The sequence below is a fragment of the Streptomyces sp. ST2-7A genome, from assembly GCF_021390475.1.
In the GTDB taxonomy this organism is placed as follows: Bacteria; Actinomycetota; Actinomycetes; order Streptomycetales; family Streptomycetaceae; genus Streptomyces.
The window spans coordinates 41,128-63,404 of record NZ_JAJUWS010000015.1 but is presented as its reverse complement, the minus strand read 5'-3'; the positions used below and the strand labels follow the sequence as shown (position 1 = coordinate 63,404).

Below are 22,277 nucleotides of genomic sequence, written 5' to 3'. Positions count from 1 at the left end.
AGTCATGGAGCGGATAACGGCACGGAGCAGGCCCCGAGTGCCTGCCATCACCTGCGGGAGCGGCGCGAGTGGTTCGCGTCTCGACCGTCACCTGAGCGTGCTTTCCGGCCCGGCCGTGTCCCCGCGCGAAGCGGCGGACGCCACCTCGCTGATGTTGGAGTTGACGGCTCGTGACCGGAGTCGTGCCCCGGAGCGCCCCGGCGCCCGGGTCCTGTTGCTGGCGCCGCTGCGCCGGTTGCGGCGCTCCATCTTCGGCGGGCGGGGCTGAACGGCCGGACGGTCACACGGCACGTGTCGCGGCCCCCGTGGCCGCGACCGTGTCGGTGACCCGGCCGACCCCACCGCCCCGCCACGCGTGACGCGCGCGACCCCGCTCGTGCTCCCGCCCGACCGGTGTGCCGTGGCCGGGCCGAACCGATCGTCCGGCCGGCCCCTCCGGGACGGGCTCAGCCGGGGGCGGCGTCCACCGAGACCGAGAAGGAGAAGCGGTCTCCCCGGTAGTGGATGCGGACCACGTCCACGACCCGCCCCGCCCCGTTCGTCGTGACCCCCGTGCAGTGCAGGATCGGGCTCAGCAGGGGGATTTCCAGCAAGCGGGCGGTCTCCGGCTCCGCCAGTCGCGCCTGAACGGTGTTGGCGATGCGTGCCGGAGCCACCCCCGCCACATCCCGCAGTACCCGGGTCATGGGCCAGCGCTCCAGCACCGCCGGGTCGATCAGCGCGGCCACGTCCGGGGGCAGCAGGTTCTCCGCCCAGTTGGTCGGCTCCCCGCTGTCCGGATCGCGGCGCAGCCGGGTGAACCGGACCACCTCGGTCAACGCCGGGAACCGATCGGCCAGTTCGGGTGGCACGGGTATCGGTCCGTGCTCCAACAGGGTGGTCGGCTCACCGGACTGCTGGGCCACGATGGCGTCCACCGAGCCCAGCAGCGGCACCGGGGCCCCGCGCGGCACGTCCGGTTCGATGAAGGTGCCGCGCCTGCGGTGCCGGCTGATCAACCCCTCCTGTTCGAGTTCCTTGAGCGCCTGGCGCATGGTGAGCACGCTGACGCCGTAGTGCACGGCCAGTCGTTCCTCGGTGGGCAATCGCAACGGTGAGCCCGCGGGCCGGCCGAGTATGGAGGCCCGCAGGGATTGGGACACCTGGTACCACAACGGCAACTTGCGGTTGAGTTCAAGGGAATCGGGGGCGAAAACGGTCACGTCGGTCCCTCCCTGCGGGTAACCCGGGCGGCTCGGGTCCTCCGTCCCCCTCCCGGGCGCCCCTCCCGGGTCCCGCGGGCGGGTGTCAGGGACGGAAGTTCCGTTCCAGACCCTCCCACACCCGGTCGTAGTCCCGCTGCCGGTGTCCGGCATTCAGCGCCTGCCCGGTGAGCAGGATCGGCCACCGGGTCTCGAACATGAACGCCAGACCGTCGTCGATCTTCTGCGGGCCGCGCTCCTCGGCGCTCGCCCGCTCGAAGGTCTCGCGGTCGGGCCCGTGCGCCGACATCATCGGGTGCAGCGATCCGCCGCCCGGCACGAAGCCCTCCGCCTTGGCGTCGTAGGAGCCCTCGATGAGGCCCATGTACTCGCTCATCACGTTGCGGTGGAAGTACGGGGGGCGGAAGGTGTCCTCGCCCACCAGCCAGCGCGGCGCGAAGACCACGAAGTCGGCGTTGGCCAGGCCCGGGGTGTCCGAGGGCGAGGTGAGGACGGTGAAGATCGAGGGATCGGGGTGGTCGAAGCTGATCGAGCCCAACACGTTGAACCGGCGCAGGTCGTAGACGTAGGGCACCAGCGTGCCGTGCCAGGCGACCACGTCCAGCGGGGTGTGGTCCCACTCGGCGGACCACAGCGCTCCGCCGTACTTGGTGATCACCTCCACCGGACCCCCGGACTCCTCCCACGCGGCCTCGGGGGCGATGAAGTCCCTGGGCGCGGCCAGGCCGTTGGCGCCGATGGGGCCGAGTTCGGGCAGGGTGAAGGGGCGGCCGTGGTTCTCGCAGACGTAACCGCGCGCGGGTCCGTCCGGCAGTTCCACCCGGAACCGCACGCCGCGCGGGATCAGCGCGATGTGTCCGGGGCCCGCGCGCAGCGGCCCGAACTCGGTGCGCAACAGCAGGGTGCCCCGCTCGGGGACCAACAGCAGTTCGCCGTCGGCGTCGCAGAACACCCGGTCCTTCATGGGGGCGTCGGCGTGGTACAGGTGGATGGCCACACCCGAGCGGGTGCGTACGTCGCCGTTCCCGCCCAGGGTCCACAGGCCCCGGACGAAGTCGGTACCCGGCTCCGGGTCGGGCACGGGGTTCCAGCGCATCCGGTTCGGGTCGGGCGGGACATCGGCGAAGGGCGCGCCGAACAGGGTCCCGGAGTCGATCCGGCGCATCGGCGGGTGGGCGGCCGAGGGTCGGACGCGGTACAGCCACGACCGCCGGTTGTCGGCGCGGGGTTCGGTGAAGGCGCTGCCGCTGAGCTGTTCGGCGTACAGGCCCCGGGCGGGGCGGCGGGGGGAGTTGCGGCCGACCGGCAGGGTGCCGGGCAGTGCCTCGCTGCTGTGCTCGTTGCCGAAACCGGCCGGAGGGCGTCGCGACCCCGCGGGGTTCCCGGAGCTCCCGTGGCCGTGTCCCGAACCGTGTGTGTCGTCCATGGTGCCCTCCCGCGGCTGTCCGGTGCCGCCCCGGCGCGTCACCGACGACAATTCATGTGGCTGAGCATAGGAATGCGGTGGTGTCCCGTCAACGGTTCGACGCGGAACGTCGCCCCCGGGATCCCCGGCGGTCGGGGGCGTCCGGTGCCCACCGGGGATCCCGCACCCGCCCGGGCGTCGGGGGGTCAGCCTCCACCGGGCCCGGGCGAGGGCAGGGAGCGTGCCAGGATCTCCGCCGCGTCCCCGCGTCCCCGGTGCGGACGCAGGGCCCGCCGCATCTCCAGCACGGCCAGTTCCACCTCCTCCGAGCGCAGCCGGTCCCGTCCCCGCAACAGCCCCTCCCAGGCCGCGCAGGCCTCCTCGAGGTGCCCCCGGCGCAACAGCAGGTGCCCCAGTCGGGCGTCGGTCAGCGCGTGTCCGCGCACGTCCGCCGGGTCCCGCTCCCGACCGGCCGTCCGCAACTGCGTGATCGCGCCGGGCAGGTCTCCCAGCGCCTCGAGCACCGCCGCCGACTGGAAGCGCAACGCCGCCGTCGGATAGCCGTCGAACGGGCCCGGAGGGTCCCCGACGCGTTCCGCGGCGCGCTCGGCCGCGGTCAGGGCGCCCAGCGCGCCCCGCCGTTCGCCGCTGAGCGCCAGTACCACCGCCAACTGCGCCTGCACGTAAGCCTGTGGGCCGGGCGGGGCGCCGTGTACCGCCCGTCCGGCGGTCTCCGCCAGGCGCAGCGCCGCCGCGGGATGTCCCAACCGCTGGGCCTGGGCGCTCATCGCCCGCACCACGGTGCTCCAGGCGGCGCGGTCCCCGGCCTCGGAGGCCAGCCGGTGGGCGAAGGTGTAGTAGCGCTGGGCCAGCCCGTGCAGCCGGCCGTCCTCGTACATGCGGGCGAGCAGGAAGCACAGCCGACAGGCGGCCACCAGCACCTCGCGGCGCCGGGCGGTGGACCGGCGCGAACCCAGCAGCGGCGCCACGTCGTCGGCCAGGTAGGAGGCCAGCGCGCCGCGTGCGTGCCGCCCGCCCCGGGCGTTCACCGAGCCGGCGAAGAAACGGATGGCGTCCTCCAGCGCCGCGAGTTCGGCTCCCCCGTCGAGGAGGACCGGAGCAGCGGGCGGCGGCGGGGCCGGGGACGCCGGGGTGCCGGTGTCGGGCTTGCCGACGGGGAGGGGGAGGCCCGGTCGGCCGCCCGCCGGGACCGACAGGGCGGGGGCGGTACCCGCGCCGGCCGGTCGGTGGCCCTCGACGCGCGGTCCGGCGGTCCGGTGCCGCCCGTTCCTCCCCCGGCCGCCACCGGGGCGCGGGGGCCAGGGGAAGAGGGCCGGGGTGGCCCCCTCCTCGAACCGGCCGGTCTGCCCCGGCCTGCCGCCCCGGTCCGTCCACAGTGCCGTTCCCGAGCCGGGCCCCTCCTCGCGGGATCGGCCCGTGCCGTGCCCCGGTGCCCCGGGGTCGCGCGGGTGCGGGGCGCGGTGGGCGTGTTCGACCGGCGGACGGGAGAGGCGTCCCGGGGTCGGGGGCGCCGGGCCCGTCCCCCGGACCGGAAGCGGGGAGGTGTTCCCCGCCCGGCCGGCTCCCCGGGCGGGGGAGGTCACCCGGGGATCGAACATCCACTCGCCCGTCCGGTCGTCGACCGATTCGCTCGGTGGGCCCGGTACCTCGGTTTCCGCCACCCGATAGGGTCGCTGTCGCATCGGGGCCAGGCGGGCACCCTCGGCGTCCGTCCGGCACGCGGCGGCGAAACCGTCCGTCGTGTCCCCGGGGGTGGCTTCCCCGGCCGTGTGGCCGGAGTCGGTGTCGTGCGTCGGCGCGTTCGCGGTTCCCCGCGCCGGGGAGCGTGTGCCACCGGGCCCGAAACCGGCCGCCTCCGGTGTCACCGGCCGTCCGATCCTTCGGGAGAGGGCCTCGGCGGCCAGTTCCGGGACGGGTTCCCGGGGCAGGGTGCCGGCCAACCAGTGCGCCACCGCGGTGCGGTCGTACCGCAGTGGGCACCCGATCTCGGAGCCGATCGCGTTCACCGACCGGGCCAGCGCCTCCTGGGTCCAGTCGGCCTCGTCCAGCAGGCATCGCAGCCGTTCGTTGGGCATCCGCCGGTGTGTCATGCCTCTTTCGTGCCATATCCGGGGCCCCCGGTCAGCGGCGCACGGCGGCGCGTGTCGCGGGTGCCGGGCCCCAGCGTCACCCGATGGACGGGATTGCCGCGACATCCGTCACCCGTGAGTGTGAATCCGCCTCGAACGGGTCGGCGAGCCGCGCACGGACACTCCCGATCGGCGCGGGCATCCGCTCCCCGCCCACCGGGAGGGCCGGTCTCCCGTCGAACGCCCGCCACCGGAAGGGGCATGCCGTTGTGCCACGGCCCGGGCCCCCGCCCACCCGGCTGTGTCCCGGGCACAGCCGGGTGGGCGAAACGTGCCGAATCCTCCCCGACCACGCGGCGGCCCGGGCCGCCGGCGCTGACAACGCGCGGTCCCCGCCGTTAGCGTGATCGGCATGTCCGGCATCGATGGAACCCCGACCGAGTCCGTGCGCGCCGTGGTCCTCCCGGCGGTGGGCGCACCCCTGCGGGTGACCCGCATCAGGCTGCCCCGCCCCGGCCCCGGCCGGGTGCGCGTCCGGCTCGCGGCGGCCGGGGTCTGCCACTCGGACCTCTCCCTGGCCAACGGCACCCTGGCACACCCCGTGCCCGCCGTGCTCGGACACGAGGGCGCGGGCACCGTCACGGAGGTCGGGGAGGGCGTCGAGTCGATCCGCCCCGGACAGCGCGTGATCCTCAACTGGGCCCCCTCCTGCGGCCGGTGCCACTTCTGCGCCGTCCTGGCCGAGCCCTGGCTGTGCGCGGAGGCCAACGCCGGCACCACCACCCCCTACGCGCGCGACGAGGACGGTGGGGAGCTGTACCCCGGTCTGACCGTGGCCGCCTTCGCGGAGGAGACGGTCGTCCCGGAGCACGCGGTGCTCCCACTGCCCGACGGCATCCCGCCGGCCGAGGCCGCCCTGCTCGGCTGCGCGGTGCTCACCGGCTGGGGGGCGGTCCACCACAACGCCCGGGTGCGGGAGGGCGAGAGCGTCCTGGTGATCGGCGTCGGCGGGGTGGGCCTGGCAGTCCTCCAGGCGGCCCGGATCGCGGGCGCCTCGCGGATCGTCGCGGTGGACGTCTCCGAGGGCAAGGAGCCGTTGGCCCGCGCGGCCGGAGCCACCGACTTCCTGCTCGCCTCCGACCGCACGGCGCGCGAGGTGCGGGCACTGACCGGCGGACTCGGGGTGGACGTGGCGATCGAGTGCGCGGGCCGGGCGGAGACCATCCGCGCCGCCTGGAGCGCCACCCGTCGCGGTGGCCGGGCGGTGGTCGTGGGCATCGGCGGGAAGGACCAGAAGGTCACCTTCTCGGCCCTGGAACTCTTCATCACCGGCCGAACCCTGAGCGGCTGCGTCTACGGCAACAGCGTGCCCGCCCGTGACCTGCCGGTACTGGCCGAGCACGTGTTGGCCGGGCGGTTCGACCTCTCCGCGCTGGTCACCGACCGGATCGCCCTGGACGGCGTGCCGGACGCCTTCGAGGCGATGTTGGCGGGACGCGGCGGCCGGGCGCTGGTCGTCCACGACGGGTGAATCGGGACCCGGGGGCACCGGGCCGGGCGGAGCGGTCGGCGGCTGGGCCGTCGGCCGTCCGGGGAACGACATCGCTAAGCGAACGCTCAGGGCTTCGGTGTAGGGTGAGCCCCGGCCGGCATCCCGTCGGCCGCGCGGAGGACGGAACGCCCGACCGGCGTGCCCGCCCCGCGCCCGGAGGACGCGCGAAGCGGAGGCGGACATGCCGGCTCGGACACGTCGCCGGGACGGCGCGGACTCCCTCGCCGCCTCCGCGGGCCACGAGACGGCCGGCCGCCTGCTGCTGGCCGCCGTGGAGTCCTTCGCGGAGCGCGGCTTCCACGCCACCACCACCCGCGACATCGCCGGACGGGCCGGCATGAGCCCCGCCGCGCTCTACATCCACTACCGCACCAAGGAGGAGCTCCTCCACCAGATCAGCGTCTACGGCCACGAGCGGGTGGCGCGGATCCTGGGTGACGCGGCGGACGGTCCCGGTACCGCCGCCGAGCGGCTGGCGGTGGCCGTGAGCGCCTTCGCCAGGTGGCACGCCGAGCACCACACCCGCGCCCGGGTCGTGCAGTACGAGCTGGCGGCGCTGGGGGAGGAGCACTACGCGGAGATCCAGCGGCTGCGCCGGCGCACCGCCGAACTGGTGCGGGGGGTCATCGCGGACGGAGTGGCATCCGACGAGTTCCGGGTGGGGGACGTGCGCGGCACCGCCCGAGCCCTGCTGTCGCTGTGCATCGACGTCGCGCGCTGGTACGACCCGGCCGGCCCCGACACCCCCCGAGAGCTGGCGCTGCTGTACGCGGGATTGGCGCTGCGCATGGTCGGCGCCGACGCGGACACCACCACCCGGGCGGTGGAACGGGCCGCGGAGGCGTTGGACGCGCCCTCCGACACCGACCTCCCCGACCGGACCGCCCCCTCCACCCCCGGGGACGCGCCCCCGCCGGCCCGCCCGGCCGAGGGGGGAACGGACGACCCCGGCGCGCCCTGAGCCGGTCCGCGGGTTTCCGACCGGCCGGTTCGGGCACCAGGGGAGGGGAGGGCGGCGTACGGCCGTCCCCGAGGTCACGGCCGGGTGACAACCGGGTCGGGAACCGCGCGTCCGTCTGGCGCGTCCCCCGGGTCACTGATGTGATCGTGCACACGACGTCCGTGCGGTGGCCGGTCCCCGGAGCCGCGCGGTTCCGTCGCCCCGCGGGGTCGCGCACCGGACGGGGGCCCGGACCACCGCCCGGTGATCCGGACACGGAAGCACGAGCGGTGGCGCCGGCACCAACGGCACGGGAAGCACGGGGAGCGCGCCCGGTACGACGGGCGAAAGGGCCGCGCCACCCGGTACACCCGGGATCGGACGAGCGAACGCACCATGCGAGGTACCGAGGAATCCGCCGGACGGGCGACACCGCGCCGGGGCGCGGGGTGCCCGTCCCGCCCCCTGCCGGGTTCACCGGCGCCCGTCGCGGGGCCCCGGGAGAACGCCCGGCACGACCATGTCCGCACCACGGCGGTCCCGGCGGACCGCCGGTCATCACGATGCCGGCGCGACGACGCGCCGGACAACGGGGAGGACGCCCACCCATGTCCCTGAGTCAGAACGTCCGCCAGGCGGCCCGGTCGGTCGCCCGGGGCGGGGACCCGCGCCAGGCCGCCGCCGGTCTGGTCAACGAGCGGGCCCGGAACACCTTCGGCGGCGCCGGCGGTCGCCAGGGGGGAGGCGACCCGGGCGAGGAGCCCGACGCCAACACCCCCGGCGTCGCGGATCCCGACGACTTCCTCGCCGCCCGTGACCACGGGGCCTCGATCGGCACCCGTATCGAGCAGAAGACGACCTCGCTCAACGGTGCGGGGGAGGCGGTCAACCGCAGCGAGACCGAGCGCACCCGCTCCGGCACCGTGCACGTGATCTGCCCGATGGTGCTGCCGCGCGGGCGGACCCTGATCACCATGCTGCCCGCCGTGGTGCTGGTCGCGATCGGCCTGGTGGCGGTCCTGGTGCTCTCCGCGACGGACGCCGCGGTGGCGACGAACCCGTTGTTCGGCGTGCACTACTGGGTGCTGACCCTGTTGGCGGCCGGCTTCATGTGGTGGCGTCAGGGCATGGTGATGGTGCCCGAGGGGTGTCAGGCGCTGATCACCCGGTTCGGCAAGCTCGAGCAGGTCGTCGGTCCCGGCCGGGTCACCCTCTTCAACCCCTGGAAGCGGGTCTCCTACATCGTCAACACGACGCGGGAGTACCCGTTCAACGCGCCGATCCGTGAGGCACCCACCCGCAGCGGTGTGCAGGCCTCCATCGACCTGTTCGTGCAGTTCCGGATCAACGACCCGGTGGAGTTCATCTACACGCTCGGGGCGGTGCGCGGTTTCCAGGAGAAGCTGAACAACGCGATCAGCGAGACCACCCGCAGCATGATCTACGAGCAGGAGGCGTCGGCCATCTACGACATGGTCGGCGAGAACACCAACCGTCTGCTGGATCAGCTCAACCAGCAGTTCAGCCCGGCGGTGGAGCTGACCAACGCCAACATCACGCACGCCGAGCCCTCCAGCCAGGAGTACCGGATGGACCTGGCGGCGCCGGAGATGGTGCGGGTGGCCAAGGAGGCGTACACCCACGAGTACGAACTCCAGTTGCGCAAGGAGAACAACGAGGGCGACCTGAACAAGGAACTGGCCTCCCTCAACGAGACCCTCTCGGCGATCCAGGCCGACATCGCGCAATATCAGGCGCAGATGGACACGGCGCTGGAGCGCGAGACCAACCGCGCCCGTTCGGTGGCCCGCCAGCGGTTCGTGGAGGCCGAGTCCGAGGCGCGGGCCAACGCCGCCCTTCTGGAGGCGCAGGCCCTGGACATCCGCGCGGTCTCCGCGGCCAAGGCCCCGGAGATCCTCAACCACCGTTACCGTCAACAGGTTCTGGACACCCTGGAGTCGGTGGCCGAGCGGCTGCCGCAGGTGATGAAGATCGGCTCCGGCGAGGAGGCGAGCGTCAACTTCCTGAGTGTGGCGCGGGGCATCATCGGCGAGACCGGTGAGGAGCTGTTCACCGAGAGCGACATGGAGGGTCTTCGCTCCCGGATGGAGGAGATCTCCGCCCGCATCGCCGAACGGGAGGAGGAGCTCCGTCCGCTGCGCACGACCGAGCGCACCACCGCCCGGGCGCCGGTCCTCTCCGAGGAGGCCGCCGCCGCGGAGGCGGCCGCGGAGGCCGACCTGCCGGTCGGATCCATCCCCCCGTCGGAGGGCGGCGGACCGTCCGGTGACGCCGGACCCACCGCTTCCGGAACCGCCTCCACCCCGCAGGACCTCCCGCAGGAAGGGGAGCTGTGATGTCCCAGCCCGTACCCGACCGACACGGTTCCACCATCAAGGAGGCGCTGGCCTCCTGGGGTGACATCGCCCGCCTGCTGCGCGGGGGTGACGAGGGCGCCCTGGTACCGGTGGTCATCCCCCGGCACAGCCGGCGCACCGGCTGGACGGTGCTGCTGTGGATCGGCCTGTTCCTGATCCTCACCGGTGTGATGCTGCTGGTGGCCGCCGACGACACGGACAACGGCCTGGCCGGTACCGCCTACGGGGCGCTCTCCGGCCCCGCCTTCATCGTGGGTGTCCTGACCCTGCTGCTGGGCATGCTGTGGTGGTGGCGCTCCTCGATCGTGGAGATCGAGCAGGGCACCACCGGCGTCCTGACCCGTTACGGGGCGGTCGTCGGCACCCTCGACCCCGGCCGTCACTACCTGTGGCACCCCTGGTCGCGGGTGGACTTCGTGGTGGACACCTCCACCGAGATCCCCTACTCCGCCCCGGTGATCGCCTGCCCGACACGGGAGAACGTGCCGCTGAAGTCGATCGAGTTCTTCCTGAAGTTCCGCATCACCGACGCGCTGCGCTTCGTGCGGACCATCGGCGCGGGCAACTTCGACCTGGTGCTCTCCAACGCGGTCCAGGACGCCATCCGTCAGCGCAGCCGTCAGGTACGCACCGAGGAGGCCTACGACCTGCGCGGCTCGGACGTGAAGGACATGCAGGAACTGCTCAACCGCCAACTCGACCGCTACGGGGTCCGGATCACCGGCTGCAACATCCCCGACGTGCAGCTGCCCGTGCAGTACCGGCAGCACCTGGCCACCCGGGAGCGGGTGTCGAAGGAGAAGGTCGCCTACGAGCAGGAGTGGGAGCTGACCCGCAAGCGGCGGATCGACACCCTGCTGATGGACATCGAGCGCTCCAAGAAGACCAGGGACGCCAAGATCGTCGAGGTCAACGCGTCGCTCAACCAGGCGCGCAAGGACGTGGCGCAGATGCTGGAGGAGCAGGAGACCGAGGCGCAGCGGGTCCGCTTCGAGATCGAGACCCGGGGTCGGGCCGGTCTGGCGGCGGCGGAGAACGAGGCGAAGGCGCAGGAGCGGCTCGCCACGGCCTACCGGGACAACCGGGCGGTCCTGGAGTACGAACTGGCGCGACGGCGCCTGGAGGTCGGTGCCAAGCTCGCGGAGGAGGCTCCCCGGCCGGTGGTGGTGCAGACCGGCGAGGACTCCGGCGGGGGCGACACCTCGGTGCTGACCACGCTGTTGACCGCCCAGCTGCTTCCCCGGCTGACCGGGGGATCGGGGTGGGCCGACGGCGCCCGGGCGTTGACCTCCGGACGCGGCGGTTCCCGTGACGAGGGCCGGGGCGGCCGCGACACGGGGGAGAACCGCGCCGATTGGGAGGACGAGGAGGACGACGGGCGCTGAGCCCGTCCCGGGGGAACCCCGGACAAGCTCCCGACGGGCCCCGTGGCCGACGGTCGTCCCCGCCCGGCCGCCGGGAGGCGTCAGAGGTAGAAGCGGGTGACGGTCTCGGCCACGCAGACGGGCTTGTCCCCGCCCTCGCGCTCCACGGTGACGGTCAGGACGGACTGGGCCCCGCCCGGCACCTCGCTCACCTCGACGATCCGGGCCCGGGCCCGGATCCGTGAGCCCACCGGCACCGGCGCCGGGAAGCGGACCTTGTTGGAACCGTAGTTGACACCCATTCGGATGCCCTCCACCCGGAGCAGCCCCGGTACCAGGACGGGCAGCAGGGAGAGGGTGAGGTAGCCGTGCGCGATGGTGGTGCCGAACGGTCCGCCGGCGGCGCGCTCCGGATCCACGTGGATCCACTGGTGGTCGCCGGTGGCCTCGGCGAAGAGGTCGATCCGCTTCTGGTCCACCTCCAGCCAGTCGCCGGGACCCAACTCCTCGCCGATCGCCGCCCGCAGTTCCCCGGCGCTCGCGAAAACCCGTGGCTCGGCCATGTCCGGTGCCTCCTCGTCTCGGTGTGGTGTCGCTCCGGCCCGCGCGGCCCGTTCCCGCGCCCGTCCGGGCGCGGCCCACCGGCCCCCGTCGGCTAAGCGTCCGCTCAGCATTCCCTGCCCCGCTCCCGCTGTCAACGCGGTCGCACCCCTTCCCCTCGGCCATACCGACCGGTTAGTCTGCCGCCGCGACACCCCGTCGTGTCCGGGATCCGCCCGGCCGACCGGCAGAGCGGGACGCGCCGGCGGGCGCGGACCGCGGACATCACCGATCGAGGGGAGCCCCACCATGGCAGCCGTAGGGGACGAGCAGTCGGGCACCGTCCCGGCCGGCGGGGACGTGCGCGGTGCCGCCGTGGTGGTCACCGGCGCCGGTAGCGGCATCGGCGCGGCCCTGGCCCGCGGCTTCGCCGCGGGCGGCGCCCGGGTCGCGGTCAACGACATCGACGCCGAACGGGCCCTGGCGGTGGCACGCGAGATCGACGGCGTCGCCGTGCCGGGCGACGCCTCCGGCGTGGTGCCGGACGCCCGCCGCGCCCTCGGTGGCGCGATCGACATCTTCTGCGCCAACGCCGGCATCGCCCCGGGTGGCGGCCCGGAGGCCGACGAGGACGTCTGGGCCGCCGCCTGGGACGTCAACGTCATGGCGCACGTCCGGGCGGCCCGCGACCTGGTCCCGGAGTGGCTGGAGCGAGGCCGGGGTCGTTTCGTGGCCACCGTCTCGGCCGCCGGCGTGCTCACCATGCTGGGATCGGCCCCCTACAGCGTCTCCAAGCACGCCGCGCTCGCCTTCGCCGAGTGGATGGCCGCCACCTACCGCCACCGCGGCATCTCGGTGCACGCCGTCTGCCCCCAGGGGGTGCGCACCGACATGCTCCGCGACGCGGGACCCGCGGGGCAGGTCCTGCTCGACGCGGACGCCATCGGTCCCGAGGAGGTCGCCGAGGCGGTGCGCGCCGGAATCGCCGAGGAACGGTTCCTCATCCTGCCCCACCCCCGGGTGGCCGAGTACGCTACCGCCCGCGTCACCGATCCCGACCGCTGGCTGGGCGGGATGAACAGGATGCAGCGCGTGATCGAGGAACGGACGCGGGGTGCCGCCGGCACGGTATGACCGACCGGGCGGGCCCGCGCGGTGTCCCGCCCCGTCGAACCGGCGGGAGCGGAAGCGGTAGCGGAAGGACAGTGGTGGGGATGACGGACCGCGACAACGGGCGGACCGGCGACGGGGACGGCGGACCGGGCGGCGGGCGGCAGGCCGGTCGACGGGACCCGGCGCGCGAGCAGGGTCGCGCCGCGGCGGCGCGCGGCGAGGTGCCCCGCAGACTCCTGGCCACCGCCACCCGGCTGTTCGCCGAACGCGGCTACGAGGGCACCTCGGTCCAGGAGATCGTGGACGCCGCCGGCGTCACCAAGGGCGCGCTCTACCACTACTTCGGCTCCAAGGACGACCTGCTCCACGAGGTCTACGCCCGGGTGCTGCGCCTGCAGCAGCAGCGCCTGGACGCCTTCGCCGACGCCGACGCCCCCGTGGACCGGCGGCTGCGGGACGCCGCCGCCGACGTCGTGGTCACCAGTATCGAGAACCTCGACGACACGGTCATCTTCTTCCGCTCGATGCACCAGTTGAGCCCGGAGAAGCAGAAGCAGGTGCGCGCCGAACGGCGTCGCTACCACGAGCGGTTCCGCGCGCTGGTCGAGGAGGGACAGCGCGCGGGGGTCTTCACCGACGAGACGCCCGCCGAGCTGGTGGTGGACTACCACTTCGGATCCGTCCACCACCTGAGCACCTGGTACCGCAGGGACGGGCGGCTCTCCCCGCAGGAGGTCGCCGACCACCTGGCGGCGATGCTGCTGCGCTCCCTGCGCCCCTGATCGGGCGCAGGGCACCGGACCCTCCTCATCCCCGCCGCCGGTGGCGGCGCGCCGGAGCGGTGCGTCGGCCCCGTCGGCGGGTGTCACCACACGTCCGCGTCCACATCGCGGTCATACCGACACAGGGAGGTCCATCGTGAGGGCATGGCGGGTCCACGAGACCGGCGAGCCGACCGACGTCATGCGGCTGGAGGAGGTGCCGGATCCCGAACCCGGGCCGGGACAGGTGTTGATCCGGGTGCGTGCCGCAAACGTCAACTTCCCCGACGCGATGCTGTGCCGGGGGCACTACCAGATCCGGCCGCCGATGCCGTTCACGCCGGGTGTGGAGCTGTGCGGGGAGGTCCTGGCCGCCGGGCCGGGCGTCGACCCCGGCACCGTGCCGGCCCCCGGCAGTCGTGTGATAGCCCAGCCGGAGCTGCCCGGCGGTGCCTTCGCGGAGAAGGTGCTCGCGCCCGCGGCCGACATCTTCCCCGCGCCGAAGGCGTTGGACGACGCGGAGGCCGCCGCCCTGCACATCGGCTACCAGACCGGCTGGTTCGGCCTGCACCGTCGCGCCGGTCTGCGGGCCGGGGAGACCCTGCTGGTGCACGCGGCGGCCGGCGGGGTCGGCAGCGCCGCCGTGCAGTTGGGCAAGGCCGCCGGCGCCACGGTGATCGGGGTGGTCGGTGGGCCGGAGAAGGCGGAGGTGGCCCGCGAGTTGGGCTGCGACACCGTGCTGGACCGCGTCGAGGCCGGTGCCGACCTGCCGAGCCTGGTCAAGGACGCCACCGGCGGGCGTGGGGCCGACGTGATCTACGACCCCGTCGGCGGTTCCGCCTACGACGCCTCCGCGAAGTGTGTGGCCTTCGAGGGCCGGATCGTGGTCGTCGGCTTCGCCTCCGGCAGCATCCCGCGCCCCGGCCTCAACCACGCGCTGGTGAAGAACTACTCGGTGCTCGGCCTGCACTGGGGGCTGTACCGTTCCCGCGACCCCGAGGCGGTGGTCGCCTGTCACCGGGAGCTGACCGGGCTGGCCGCCGAGGGCGCGATCAAGCCGCTGGTGGGGGAGCGGGTGCCGATGGAGGGCGCCGCGGACGCCGTACGGCGGGTCGCCGCCGGAACCACCACCGGTCGTCTGGTCGTCATACCCTGACGCCCCGTCCCGGCGGCCCGTGTCCGGGGACCGGCGACGGCACGTCGCCGGTCCCCGGCCGGACCCGGAGGTACCGGGAGGGGACCGGCGGTCGGTTGCGGAGCACGGTCCGCCCCTCCGGGGCCCGTCACCGACCGCGCCCGACCGGTTCCGCCGGGCGCGGTCGGTGACCGGCCCCGGAGGGGCGGGCGCCCGGCGGGGCCGTCCGGCGCTCCTTCCCGTCAGTCGGCGAAGCGGGCCAATTCCCGCCGCGCCAGGGAGCGCTGATGCACCTCGTCGGGCCCGTCGGCCAGCCGCAGCGAGCGGGCCGAGGCGTAGAGCTCCGCCAGGGGGAAGTCCTGTCCCAGGCCACCGGCGCCGTGGACCTGGATGGCGCGGTCCACGATCTCCGTGACGGTGCGCGGCACCGCGATCTTGATGGCCTGGATCTCGGTGTGCGCGCCCCGGTTGCCGACCGTGTCCATCAACCATGCGGTCTTGAGCACCAGCAGGCGCATCTGTTCCACCGCCACCCGGGCGTCCGCGATCCAGGTCCGCACCACGCCCTGGTCGGCCAGCGGACCACCGAAGGCGGTGCGCTCCAGGGCCCGGCGGCACATCAGCTCGATGGCCCGCTCGGCCATGCCGATCAGTCGCATGCAGTGGTGGATGCGGCCCGGACCCAGCCGGGCCTGGGCGATGGCGAACCCGCTGCCCTCCCCGCCGATCAGATTCCCCGCCGGGACCCGCACGTTCTCCAGGGAGATCTCGGCGTGGCCGCCGTGCCAGTCGTCGTCGAAACCGAGCACCGTCATCGCCCGGCGGATCGTGAGACCGGGTGTGTCGCGGGGCACCAGGATCATCGACTGCTGCCGGCGCGGGTCCGCCCCGGGGTCGGTCTTCCCCATCACGATGAACACCTCGCAGCGCGGGTTCATCGCCCCGGAGATGTACCACTTCAGGCCGTTGATCACGTACTCGTCGCCGTCCCGCTCGATGCGGGTTCCGATGTTGCGGGCGTCCGAGGAGGCCACCGCCGGCTCGGTCATGGCGAAGGCCGAGCGGATGGTTCCCTCCAACAGGGGGTCCAGCCACCGCTCGCGCTGTTCCTGCGAGCCGAACTCGGCGAGCAGTTCCATGTTCCCGGTGTCGGGGGCCCCGCAGTTGAGGGCGGCGGGCGCCAACTGCGGGCTGCGGCCGGTGATCTCGGCCAGCGGCGCGTACTGCAGGTTGGTCAGGCCCGCGCCGTACCGCTCGTCGGGCAGGAACAGGTTCCACAACCCGCGTTCGCGGGCCTCCCGCTGCAACTCGGCGAGGACGGGAACGGGCTCCCAGCGGTCGGCGGCCGCGGCGCGCTGCTCCCGGGCGACGGACTCGGCGGGCAGCACCCGCTCGGTCATGAACGCCTCCAGCCTCTTCCGCAGTTCCTCGGTACGGGCGTCGTGGGCGAAATCCATGGGTCAGTCCTTCCGGAGATTCGTCAGTCCCTGTGCGATGAAGGCCGGAACGAGCGAGCCGATCCGGTCGAAGCCCGTGCCGATCGTGCGGCCGAGGGTGAAGCGGTAGTGGATGCCCTCGAGGATCACGGCGAGCTTGAAGCAGGCGAAGGCGGTGTACCAGGGAAGCCGGGAGACGTCCCGCCCCGAGCCGGTGGCGTAGCGCTCGACCAGTTCGGCGGTGGACGGGTGCCCGGGGGCGGTGCCGGTGACGCTCACCGGTGTGTCCGGGACGGGCTCCTGGTCGCAGTACATCGCCAGCAGCCCGAGGTCGGTCAGCGGGTCGCCGAGGGTGGACATCTCCCAGTCCAACACGGCGGTGACCCGGTCCCCGTCGTCCACCAGCACGTTGTCCAGGCGGTAGTCGCCGTGCACCACGGCGGGGGCGCCGGAGACGGGCGGTCGGCGGGTCAGTTCCTCCCGCAATCGGTCGATGCCCGGCAGGTCGCGGCTGCGAGAGGCGGCCAGCTGCTTCTCCCAACGGCGCAGTTGGCGTTCCAGGTAGCCCTCCGGTCGGCCGAAGTCGTCGAGACCGACCGCCGCCGGGTCCACCGTGTGCAGGGCCACCAGGGTGTCCAACAGGTCCAGTACGACGGCCCGGGTCCGCTCCGGTCCCAGTGCCGCCAGCTGTCCGGCGTCGCGGTAGGGGGTGCCGGGCATCAGGTCCATCACGTAGAAGGGGGCGCCCAGCACCTCGGTGTCCCCGCACAGCAACACCGTGCCGGGGACGGGGACGGCGGTCGGCCCCAGGGCGGTGATCACCCGGTGCTCGCGGGCCATGTCGTGGGCGGTGGCCAGCACGTGGCCCAGGGGCGGCCGTCGCACCACCCACCATCCCGTGCCGTCGGTCACCCGGTAGGTGAGGTTGGAACGTCCCCCCTCGATCAGGGAGGCGCTCAGCGGTCCGCGGACCAGTCCGGGGCGCTCGCGGTCCAGGTGGGCTCGCAGGCGTTCGGGGTCCAGGCCCGGTGATGAGGAGGGCTGTGGCTCGGCGATCGATTCGGCCATCGGCTCGGGCTCCCGGGACGTGGGGGGCGGAGGGTCCCCCATATGATGCCGACCAGTCGGTATGCCGTCCATACCCGGGCGGTGTTTTCCCGGCCCGGGTGCGTCGGGCCCACCCGTCCGGGCGCCGTCGGGGCCGCGCTCACCGACCCGTGAACGCGAGTCCCGCCGCCACCGCCGGCAGCAGCGCCGTCACCGGGATCGCCACCACGGTGGCGTACCGCACGGCCGGTGGACGCGGACGTCCCCGACGCAACTCCGCCGTCCGTCGCCGGGCCAGCAGTCCGAAACACGCCCATCCGACCGTACCGGCCCCCGCCGCAGCGAAACCCGCCGCGTCGCCGGTCATCACCGCCCCCCGCCACACCAGCAGCATCAGCACGGTGAACGCGAGCACCGTGCGCCACCAGGCCATGTCGGTGCGCTCGGGTTGGACGGCCGGGTCCCGCGTCGGCACCGGATCGGGGGCGGTCGCGTCGGCGTTCCCGGCGCGCACCGGGTTCCCCGGCGTCACCGGAGGCCGCCCACCACGATCGCCACCGCGAGCACCGTGCCCAGCGTCCCGGCGGTCAGCCCCAGCAGCAGCGGGAAACGGGAGGAGGGCAGGTCCCGGTCGCGACGCATCGCCAGTTCGCACCGCACCCAGTGCCGCACGGCGTGCAGTGTGCACAGGGCGCCGGTGGCCAGCAGCGCCACCGCCACCGTCACCCGTACGCCCGGCGCCAGTTCGGTGAGGAATTGATCCACCGCGATCCCGCCCGCCAGCAGGGCCAGCCCGGTCCGCACCCAGGCCAGGAAGGTGCGCTCGTTGGCGAGCGAGAACCGGTAGTCCGGCGTGGTGCCCTCCCGCTGCACCCGCCGGGGGGAGAGATACATCAGCACCGAGGACCACGCCCGACCAGCCATGATCCCGAGCCTAGTCGCCCGCCTCCGAACCGGGCGGCACCCGGGTCGCCGTCGCCTCCCCGCCCGGCCGGGAGCTCCGCGGGCCCGGTGTGTCCACCGGGCCCGGGCGCACCGTCTCCCCCGGGCCGGGGAGCACGTCGGAGCGCGGGGCCGGCGGCACCGTCGGGACGGTGGAAAGGAGGGGAACGCGGGAAGGCGCCATCCGGTCCGGTCGGGTGGTCGCCCGGTGGCCACCCGTCAAGGTCGGAGGTCCGGGCCCGCTCCCCCGACGGGCCGGTCCTCCGACGGCCCCGGGGTGTTGACGGCACGGCGGGCGGGTCCGATGATCGCCCAACGGCCCATCCGGACCGGGAGGGAGGCCACATGTCGCAGACCACAGCGGGCGCGGACGGGCGGAGTCCGGACGCCCCGGCCGACACCGCCGCCGACGTCGTGGTGATCGGGGCCGGTCTGGCCGGTCTGGTCGCCGCCGTCGAGTTGGCCGAAAGGGGCCGCTCGGTCATCGTGCTCGACCAGGAGCCCGAGGCGTCCCTGGGCGGCCAGGCCCATTGGTCCTTCGGCGGCCTCTTCCTGGTGGACTCGCCCGAGCAGCGTCGTCTGCGGGTCCGTGACAGCCTCGAACTCGCCCGGCAGGACTGGTTCGGCTCGGCCGGCTTCGATCGCCCCGAGGACCGCTGGCCGCGACACTGGGCGGAGGCCTACCTCGACTTCGCGGCCGGGGAGAAGCGGGCCTGGCTGCACGAGATGGGGGTGCGTTTCTTCCCCGTCGTCGGATGGGCCGAGCGCGGTGGCGCCGACGCCGCGGGCCACGGCAACTCCGTGCCCCGCTTCCACATCACCTGGGGCACCGGCCCCGGCGTGCTGGACCCCTTCGTCCGTCGGGTGCGGCGCGCCGTCGAGGCGGGACGGGTGGGTCTGCGCTTCCGCCACCGCGTCACCGCCCTGGGGCGCACCGCGGGCGCGGTGGACACGGTCGCGGGCGAGATCCTGGCCCCCGACCCGGCCGGGCGCGGCGCCCCCAGCAACCGCGAGCCGGTCGGCTCCTTCGAGCTCCGCGCGCGGGCCGTGGTGATCGCCTCCGGAGGCATCGGTGGCAACCACGACCTGGTCCGTGCCCACTGGCCGGAACGCCTCGGCACCCCGCCGCGCCGGATGCTCTCGGGCGTCCCCGCCCATGTGGACGGCGAGATGCTCACCGTCGCCCGGCGGGCCGGCGGTCGGCTGATCAACAGCGACCGGATGTGGCACTACACCGAGGGCATCGAGAACTGGTCGCCGGTGTGGGCCCGGCACGGCATCCGGATCCTGCCCGGCCCCTCCTCGCTGTGGGTGGACGCCCGGGGAGTGCGGCTCCCGGCCCCGCTCTTCCCCGGTTTCGACACCCCGGCGACCCTCGCCCACATCGCCCGCTCCGGTCACGAGTACACCTGGTTCGTGCTCACCCGACGGATCATCGAGAAGGAGTTCGCGCTCTCCGGCTCCGAACAGAACCCCGACCTGACGGGGAAGAGTGTGCGCGGGGTCCTCGGTCGGGTCCGTTCGGGGACCCCGGGGCCGGTACGGGCCTTCATGGAGCGGGGCGCCGACTTCGTGGTCGAGCCCGACCTGCCCGCCCTGGTGCGCGGGATGAACGCCCTCACCGGGGACGACCTGATCGACGAGGCCGCGCTGCGCGGGGTGATCGAGGCCCGCGACCGCGAGGTGGCCAACCCCTTCGGCAAGGACGCGCAGCTCACCGCGGTGCGCGGGGCCCGCCGCTACCTCGGCGACAAGGTGGTCCGGGTGGCCTCCCCGCACCGACTGCTGGACCCCGGGGCGGGACCGCTGATCGCCGTGCGGCTGCGCATCCTCACCCGCAAGACCCTCGGTGGCCTGGAGACCGACGACCGGGCCCGGGTGCTCACCGCCGAGGGGAATCCCCTGCCGGGGGTGTACGCGGTGGGGGAGGCCGCCGGGTTCGGCGGCGGCGGGATGCACGGGTACCGGGCGCTGGAGGGAACCTTCCTGGGCGGTTGCCTGTTCTCGGGCCGGGTGGCGGGGCGGGCGATCGCCTCCGACCTCGGCTGAGCCGACCCCGCCGCCGCGACGCGGCGGCGTGGGCCGGCGCTCAGGAGTCCGGAATGATCAGGACCTGGCCGACGAAGATGGTGTACGGCGAGGTGATGCCGTTCGCCTCCGCGATCCGCTGCCAGGAAACGCCGTACCGCCGGCCGATCGAGTACAGCGTCTCGCCCTCCCGCACGGTGTGGGTCCGGCCTCCGGACGGCTCCAGGGAACCGTCCTGCACGTACCGGTAGAGGTTTCCCGGACACTCGGTGGCCAGCTGGTTGCGGTGGCCGTTGATCGCCCGGGCGGCGCCGCCCTGGTTCCGCAGCCGGGCGACGGCCAGCCGGAAGGCGTCCAGCAGATCCGCGGTGACGGTGTCGTAGGCGGAGGAGGACCCGCCGACCAGCCCGCAGACGGCGTACCAGTTCTGGTTGGCGGTGTTGGTGCCGTTGGCCGCGGTGCGCACCCCCTCGCCGCGCCCCTCGAAGACGTAGCCGTGCACGCAGGTCAGGTGGCTGTAGGCCACGTCGGCCCAGCCGTTGCCGTCCATGTGCTGGCGCTGGATACCGCGCACCTGCGCGGCGCAGTCGGAGTGCGAGGCGCGTGCGACGCGCGCACCGCCCACGTGGTGGATGGTCACCCCGCCGCGGTCCGGGGTGATCTGGGTGCTGCGACCGGTGGGTTGTCGGGCGCCCCACTGCGTGCGGGTGACGAAGACCGCCATCAGTCGTGCACCTCCCCACCGTCGTCGAAGCCGTCGGGCAGGGAGCAGGAGACCGCCGCGTTGAGCGGTTCGGGATGGTCGCCGGGCCAACCGTCGGGCGCGAACTCGGCGTTGGGGTGGTCCGCGCGGGTGACGATCCCGGACCCCCGGGCCTCGGGGCCGGCGGCCCCGGACGTGTCGGGGAGCGGGGAGTCACCCTCGGCGGCGAGGGCGCCGGGGGCGGTGAGGACGGGCAGGGTGACGGCGGCTCCCGCGGTGGCGGCGGCCAGGCCGAGGAATCCCCGTCGAGTGGTCTCGGACAACGCTCCTCCTTCGTGCGCGGCACGCGGCGGCCCGGGCCGTCGGGGACGCACGCCGTCGACCGGGACACCCGATATGCCGAATGTCCGGTGTGCCGGAATTCCGGTAATCCGAGGCTTTTTCCGGATTCCGGTGTCGGCGTCTGTGCCCCGACCGACCGGCGACCATGCGCCGACGGAGAGCGGGCTAACCCGAAAGAGTGTCGGAATCACCCGAATCGACGGTCTCCGGGCCGGAGATCAGCTGTTCGAGGAGGAGGCGCAACGGTGACTCGTCGTCACGACCGGGCAGCGCCTCCCGGTGTGCGCCCCCGTTCGTCCACCTCCCGCACCCGGGCCGGCCCCCGGGGCGTCGCGTGGACCGACCCTCGTCCACCGGGTGGTCGATCGGGCGGGTCGCGGTGGGTGGCGGCAGCGGCGTGTGTCGGGCCACCGCCGTCATCCGGTGTCCATCCTCGTCGAGAGCAGCGCCGGCACCCGCCACGCCTCCGGCGGGCATCCCGCGCCCTCCAGCGCCGCCCGCAGCACCCCGGAGGTCAACCGCGCGGCACGGGTCGACGGTTCGGCCGGGTGGGCGGGGCGCCCACCCGGCCGAACTGTCGCAGGGCGGCGGCACCGGGATCGCGGCGGATCACGTCGGGTATCCCGCTCCCCGGGCCGGCGGGACGACCATCCCGTGAACGGGGCGTCACAGGCCGATGGTCACCGCGGTCCGGTATTCCGATCGGCGGCCCGTTCCCGCCGGACCCTCCCCCCGCGTCGCCCGTCGCCGGAACCCCGGGGATCGCCTGGCGGTGCCGGGCCGGGCCCCGCGGGCATCCCGGGCCCGGTCCGTGAGCCGTGTGCGGTGCCGGCCGTCGAGGAGGTCGACGCGGCGGGCGGGGTACCGGGCCGCGCACTGCGACCGATCCCGGTGGACGGTGGCGCCGCACCCTCCCGGGTGGCGGACGAGGTGGAGGCGCCGGTCGCCGCCTGTGCGGTGCGGGGCGTCACCGGCCGGCACATCTCCTCGGTCCGCCGGGCCCTGACCCCCGGATCGCCGGCCGGGGGCCCTACGGTCTGCGCCGCGCCGTACGAGGGCGGGGAGAACACCCGGGGCGTCCACCCGGCCGGCGAGACCCCCGACGGCCAACTCGCCCCCACGATGCGACTGCTCGTCGGGGAGCGCCGGGCCCGCCGCCGGTACGTGGTGGGCAACGACTACGTCCGGCCGTGCCGCACGGTCCGGGCCGCCCGTGCCTGCACCCGGGCCGCCCGGCGGCCCGGGTCCGCGGCGAGAGCCACCTGACGCCGGGAGCCGCACACGGCTCGCCGTCCGCGG

General features: G+C 74.2%; 19 protein-coding genes and 1 pseudogene. 10 read left to right on the top strand and 10 right to left on the bottom strand.

The genetic code is table 11. The annotated features are described in order from the left end of the window. Positions 1-4: 4 nt before the first annotated feature. Positions 5-268 carry a hypothetical protein gene (locus LZF96_RS11585; RefSeq protein WP_233869849.1) on the top strand — a complete coding sequence of 88 codons (264 nt, stop codon included), beginning with the start codon at positions 5-7 and terminating at the stop codon, positions 266-268. Positions 269-446: 178 nt separating this feature from the next. Here the strand turns inward: LZF96_RS11585 and LZF96_RS11580 are convergent, their stop codons facing one another. The 3 genes from LZF96_RS11580 to LZF96_RS11570 form a co-directional block, all read right to left on the bottom strand. Next, positions 447-1,202: a GntR family transcriptional regulator gene (locus LZF96_RS11580; protein ID WP_233869846.1), complete on the bottom strand. Its 756-nt coding sequence runs from the start codon at positions 1,200-1,202 to the stop codon at positions 447-449. Between the two features lie 85 nt (positions 1,203-1,287). Further along, a complete protein-coding gene (hmgA, locus tag LZF96_RS11575; protein WP_233869843.1) occupies positions 1,288-2,628 on the bottom strand; it encodes a homogentisate 1,2-dioxygenase in 1,341 nt (446 codons plus the stop codon). Positions 2,629-2,813: 185 nt separating this feature from the next. Continuing rightward, positions 2,814-4,718 carry a hypothetical protein gene (locus tag LZF96_RS11570; RefSeq protein ID WP_233869840.1) on the bottom strand — a complete coding sequence of 635 codons (1,905 nt, stop codon included), beginning with the start codon at positions 4,716-4,718 and terminating at the stop codon, positions 2,814-2,816. 391 nt (positions 4,719-5,109) lie between these two features. Here LZF96_RS11570 and LZF96_RS11565 point away from each other — a divergent pair, with 391 nt between their 5' ends. The 4 genes and pseudogenes from LZF96_RS11565 to LZF96_RS11550 all read left to right on the top strand — a co-directional run bounded on the left by LZF96_RS11565 (position 5,110) and on the right by LZF96_RS11550 (position 10,952). Continuing rightward, positions 5,110-6,228, top strand: coding sequence for a zinc-binding dehydrogenase (locus tag LZF96_RS11565; protein WP_233869838.1), 1,119 nt, complete (start codon positions 5,110-5,112; stop codon positions 6,226-6,228). Positions 6,229-6,430: 202 nt separating this feature from the next. Continuing rightward, positions 6,431-7,048, top strand: a pseudogene (locus LZF96_RS11560) (TetR/AcrR family transcriptional regulator); the annotation flags it as partial. A gap of 749 nt (positions 7,049-7,797) precedes the next feature. Next, positions 7,798-9,546: an SPFH domain-containing protein gene (locus LZF96_RS11555; RefSeq protein ID WP_233869836.1), complete on the top strand. Its 1,749-nt coding sequence runs from the start codon at positions 7,798-7,800 to the stop codon at positions 9,544-9,546. Next, the gene (locus tag LZF96_RS11550; RefSeq protein ID WP_233869833.1) at positions 9,546-10,952 is read left to right on the top strand and encodes an SPFH domain-containing protein; all 1,407 of its coding nucleotides are present in this window, start codon (positions 9,546-9,548) and stop codon (positions 10,950-10,952) included. The genes LZF96_RS11555 and LZF96_RS11550 overlap by 1 nt, the downstream gene beginning before the upstream one ends. Before the next feature lie 80 nt (positions 10,953-11,032). On the opposite strand, the gene LZF96_RS11545 is transcribed toward LZF96_RS11550, so the two are convergent. Beyond that, positions 11,033-11,494 carry a MaoC family dehydratase gene (locus tag LZF96_RS11545; RefSeq protein WP_233869830.1) on the bottom strand — a complete coding sequence of 154 codons (462 nt, stop codon included), beginning with the start codon at positions 11,492-11,494 and terminating at the stop codon, positions 11,033-11,035. 286 nt (positions 11,495-11,780) lie between these two features. On the opposite strand from LZF96_RS11545, the gene LZF96_RS11540 reads away from it, so the two are divergent. From LZF96_RS11540 to LZF96_RS11530, 3 genes are all read left to right on the top strand, one after another. Next, the gene (locus LZF96_RS11540) at positions 11,781-12,605 is read left to right on the top strand and encodes an SDR family oxidoreductase (RefSeq protein ID WP_233869828.1); all 825 of its coding nucleotides are present in this window, start codon (positions 11,781-11,783) and stop codon (positions 12,603-12,605) included. A gap of 80 nt (positions 12,606-12,685) precedes the next feature. Beyond that, the gene (locus LZF96_RS11535; RefSeq protein ID WP_233869825.1) at positions 12,686-13,366 is read left to right on the top strand and encodes a TetR/AcrR family transcriptional regulator; all 681 of its coding nucleotides are present in this window, start codon (positions 12,686-12,688) and stop codon (positions 13,364-13,366) included. 136 nt (positions 13,367-13,502) lie between these two features. Then, positions 13,503-14,501, top strand: a complete 999-nt coding sequence (locus tag LZF96_RS11530) for an NADPH:quinone oxidoreductase family protein (RefSeq protein ID WP_233869822.1) — start codon at positions 13,503-13,505, stop codon at positions 14,499-14,501. A 221-nt stretch (positions 14,502-14,722) separates the two neighbouring features. Here LZF96_RS11530 and LZF96_RS11525 read toward each other — a convergent pair whose 3' ends face one another. From LZF96_RS11525 to LZF96_RS11510, 4 genes are all read right to left on the bottom strand, one after another. Continuing rightward, entirely contained in the window at positions 14,723-15,937 is a 1,215-nt protein-coding gene (locus LZF96_RS11525) for an acyl-CoA dehydrogenase family protein (RefSeq protein WP_233869819.1), read from the bottom strand. A 3-nt stretch (positions 15,938-15,940) separates the two neighbouring features. Continuing rightward, positions 15,941-16,984: a phosphotransferase family protein gene (locus LZF96_RS11520; RefSeq protein WP_233869816.1), complete on the bottom strand. Its 1,044-nt coding sequence runs from the start codon at positions 16,982-16,984 to the stop codon at positions 15,941-15,943. A 139-nt stretch (positions 16,985-17,123) separates the two neighbouring features. Continuing rightward, entirely contained in the window at positions 17,124-17,477 is a 354-nt protein-coding gene (locus LZF96_RS11515; protein ID WP_233869814.1) for a DUF202 domain-containing protein, read from the bottom strand. A 14-nt stretch (positions 17,478-17,491) separates the two neighbouring features. After that, a complete protein-coding gene (locus tag LZF96_RS11510; protein WP_233869811.1) occupies positions 17,492-17,887 on the bottom strand; it encodes a YidH family protein in 396 nt (131 codons plus the stop codon). A 363-nt stretch (positions 17,888-18,250) separates the two neighbouring features. Between LZF96_RS11510 and LZF96_RS11505 the strand changes: the two genes are divergently transcribed. Further along, a complete protein-coding gene (locus LZF96_RS11505; protein WP_233869808.1) occupies positions 18,251-19,954 on the top strand; it encodes an FAD-binding dehydrogenase in 1,704 nt (567 codons plus the stop codon). A 40-nt stretch (positions 19,955-19,994) separates the two neighbouring features. Here the strand turns inward: LZF96_RS11505 and LZF96_RS11500 are convergent, their stop codons facing one another. Then, entirely contained in the window at positions 19,995-20,657 is a 663-nt protein-coding gene (locus LZF96_RS11500; protein WP_233869805.1) for a LysM peptidoglycan-binding domain-containing protein, read from the bottom strand. Continuing rightward, positions 20,657-20,959: a twin-arginine translocation signal domain-containing protein gene (locus LZF96_RS11495; protein WP_233869802.1), complete on the bottom strand. Its 303-nt coding sequence runs from the start codon at positions 20,957-20,959 to the stop codon at positions 20,657-20,659. The genes LZF96_RS11500 and LZF96_RS11495 overlap by 1 nt, the downstream gene beginning before the upstream one ends. Positions 20,960-21,803: 844 nt before the next feature. Between LZF96_RS11495 and LZF96_RS11490 the strand changes: the two genes are divergently transcribed. Then, on the top strand, positions 21,804-22,244 hold the full coding sequence (locus LZF96_RS11490) for an ABC transporter substrate-binding protein (RefSeq protein ID WP_233869799.1): 441 nt from the start codon (positions 21,804-21,806) through the stop codon (positions 22,242-22,244). Positions 22,245-22,277 lie beyond the last annotated feature (33 nt).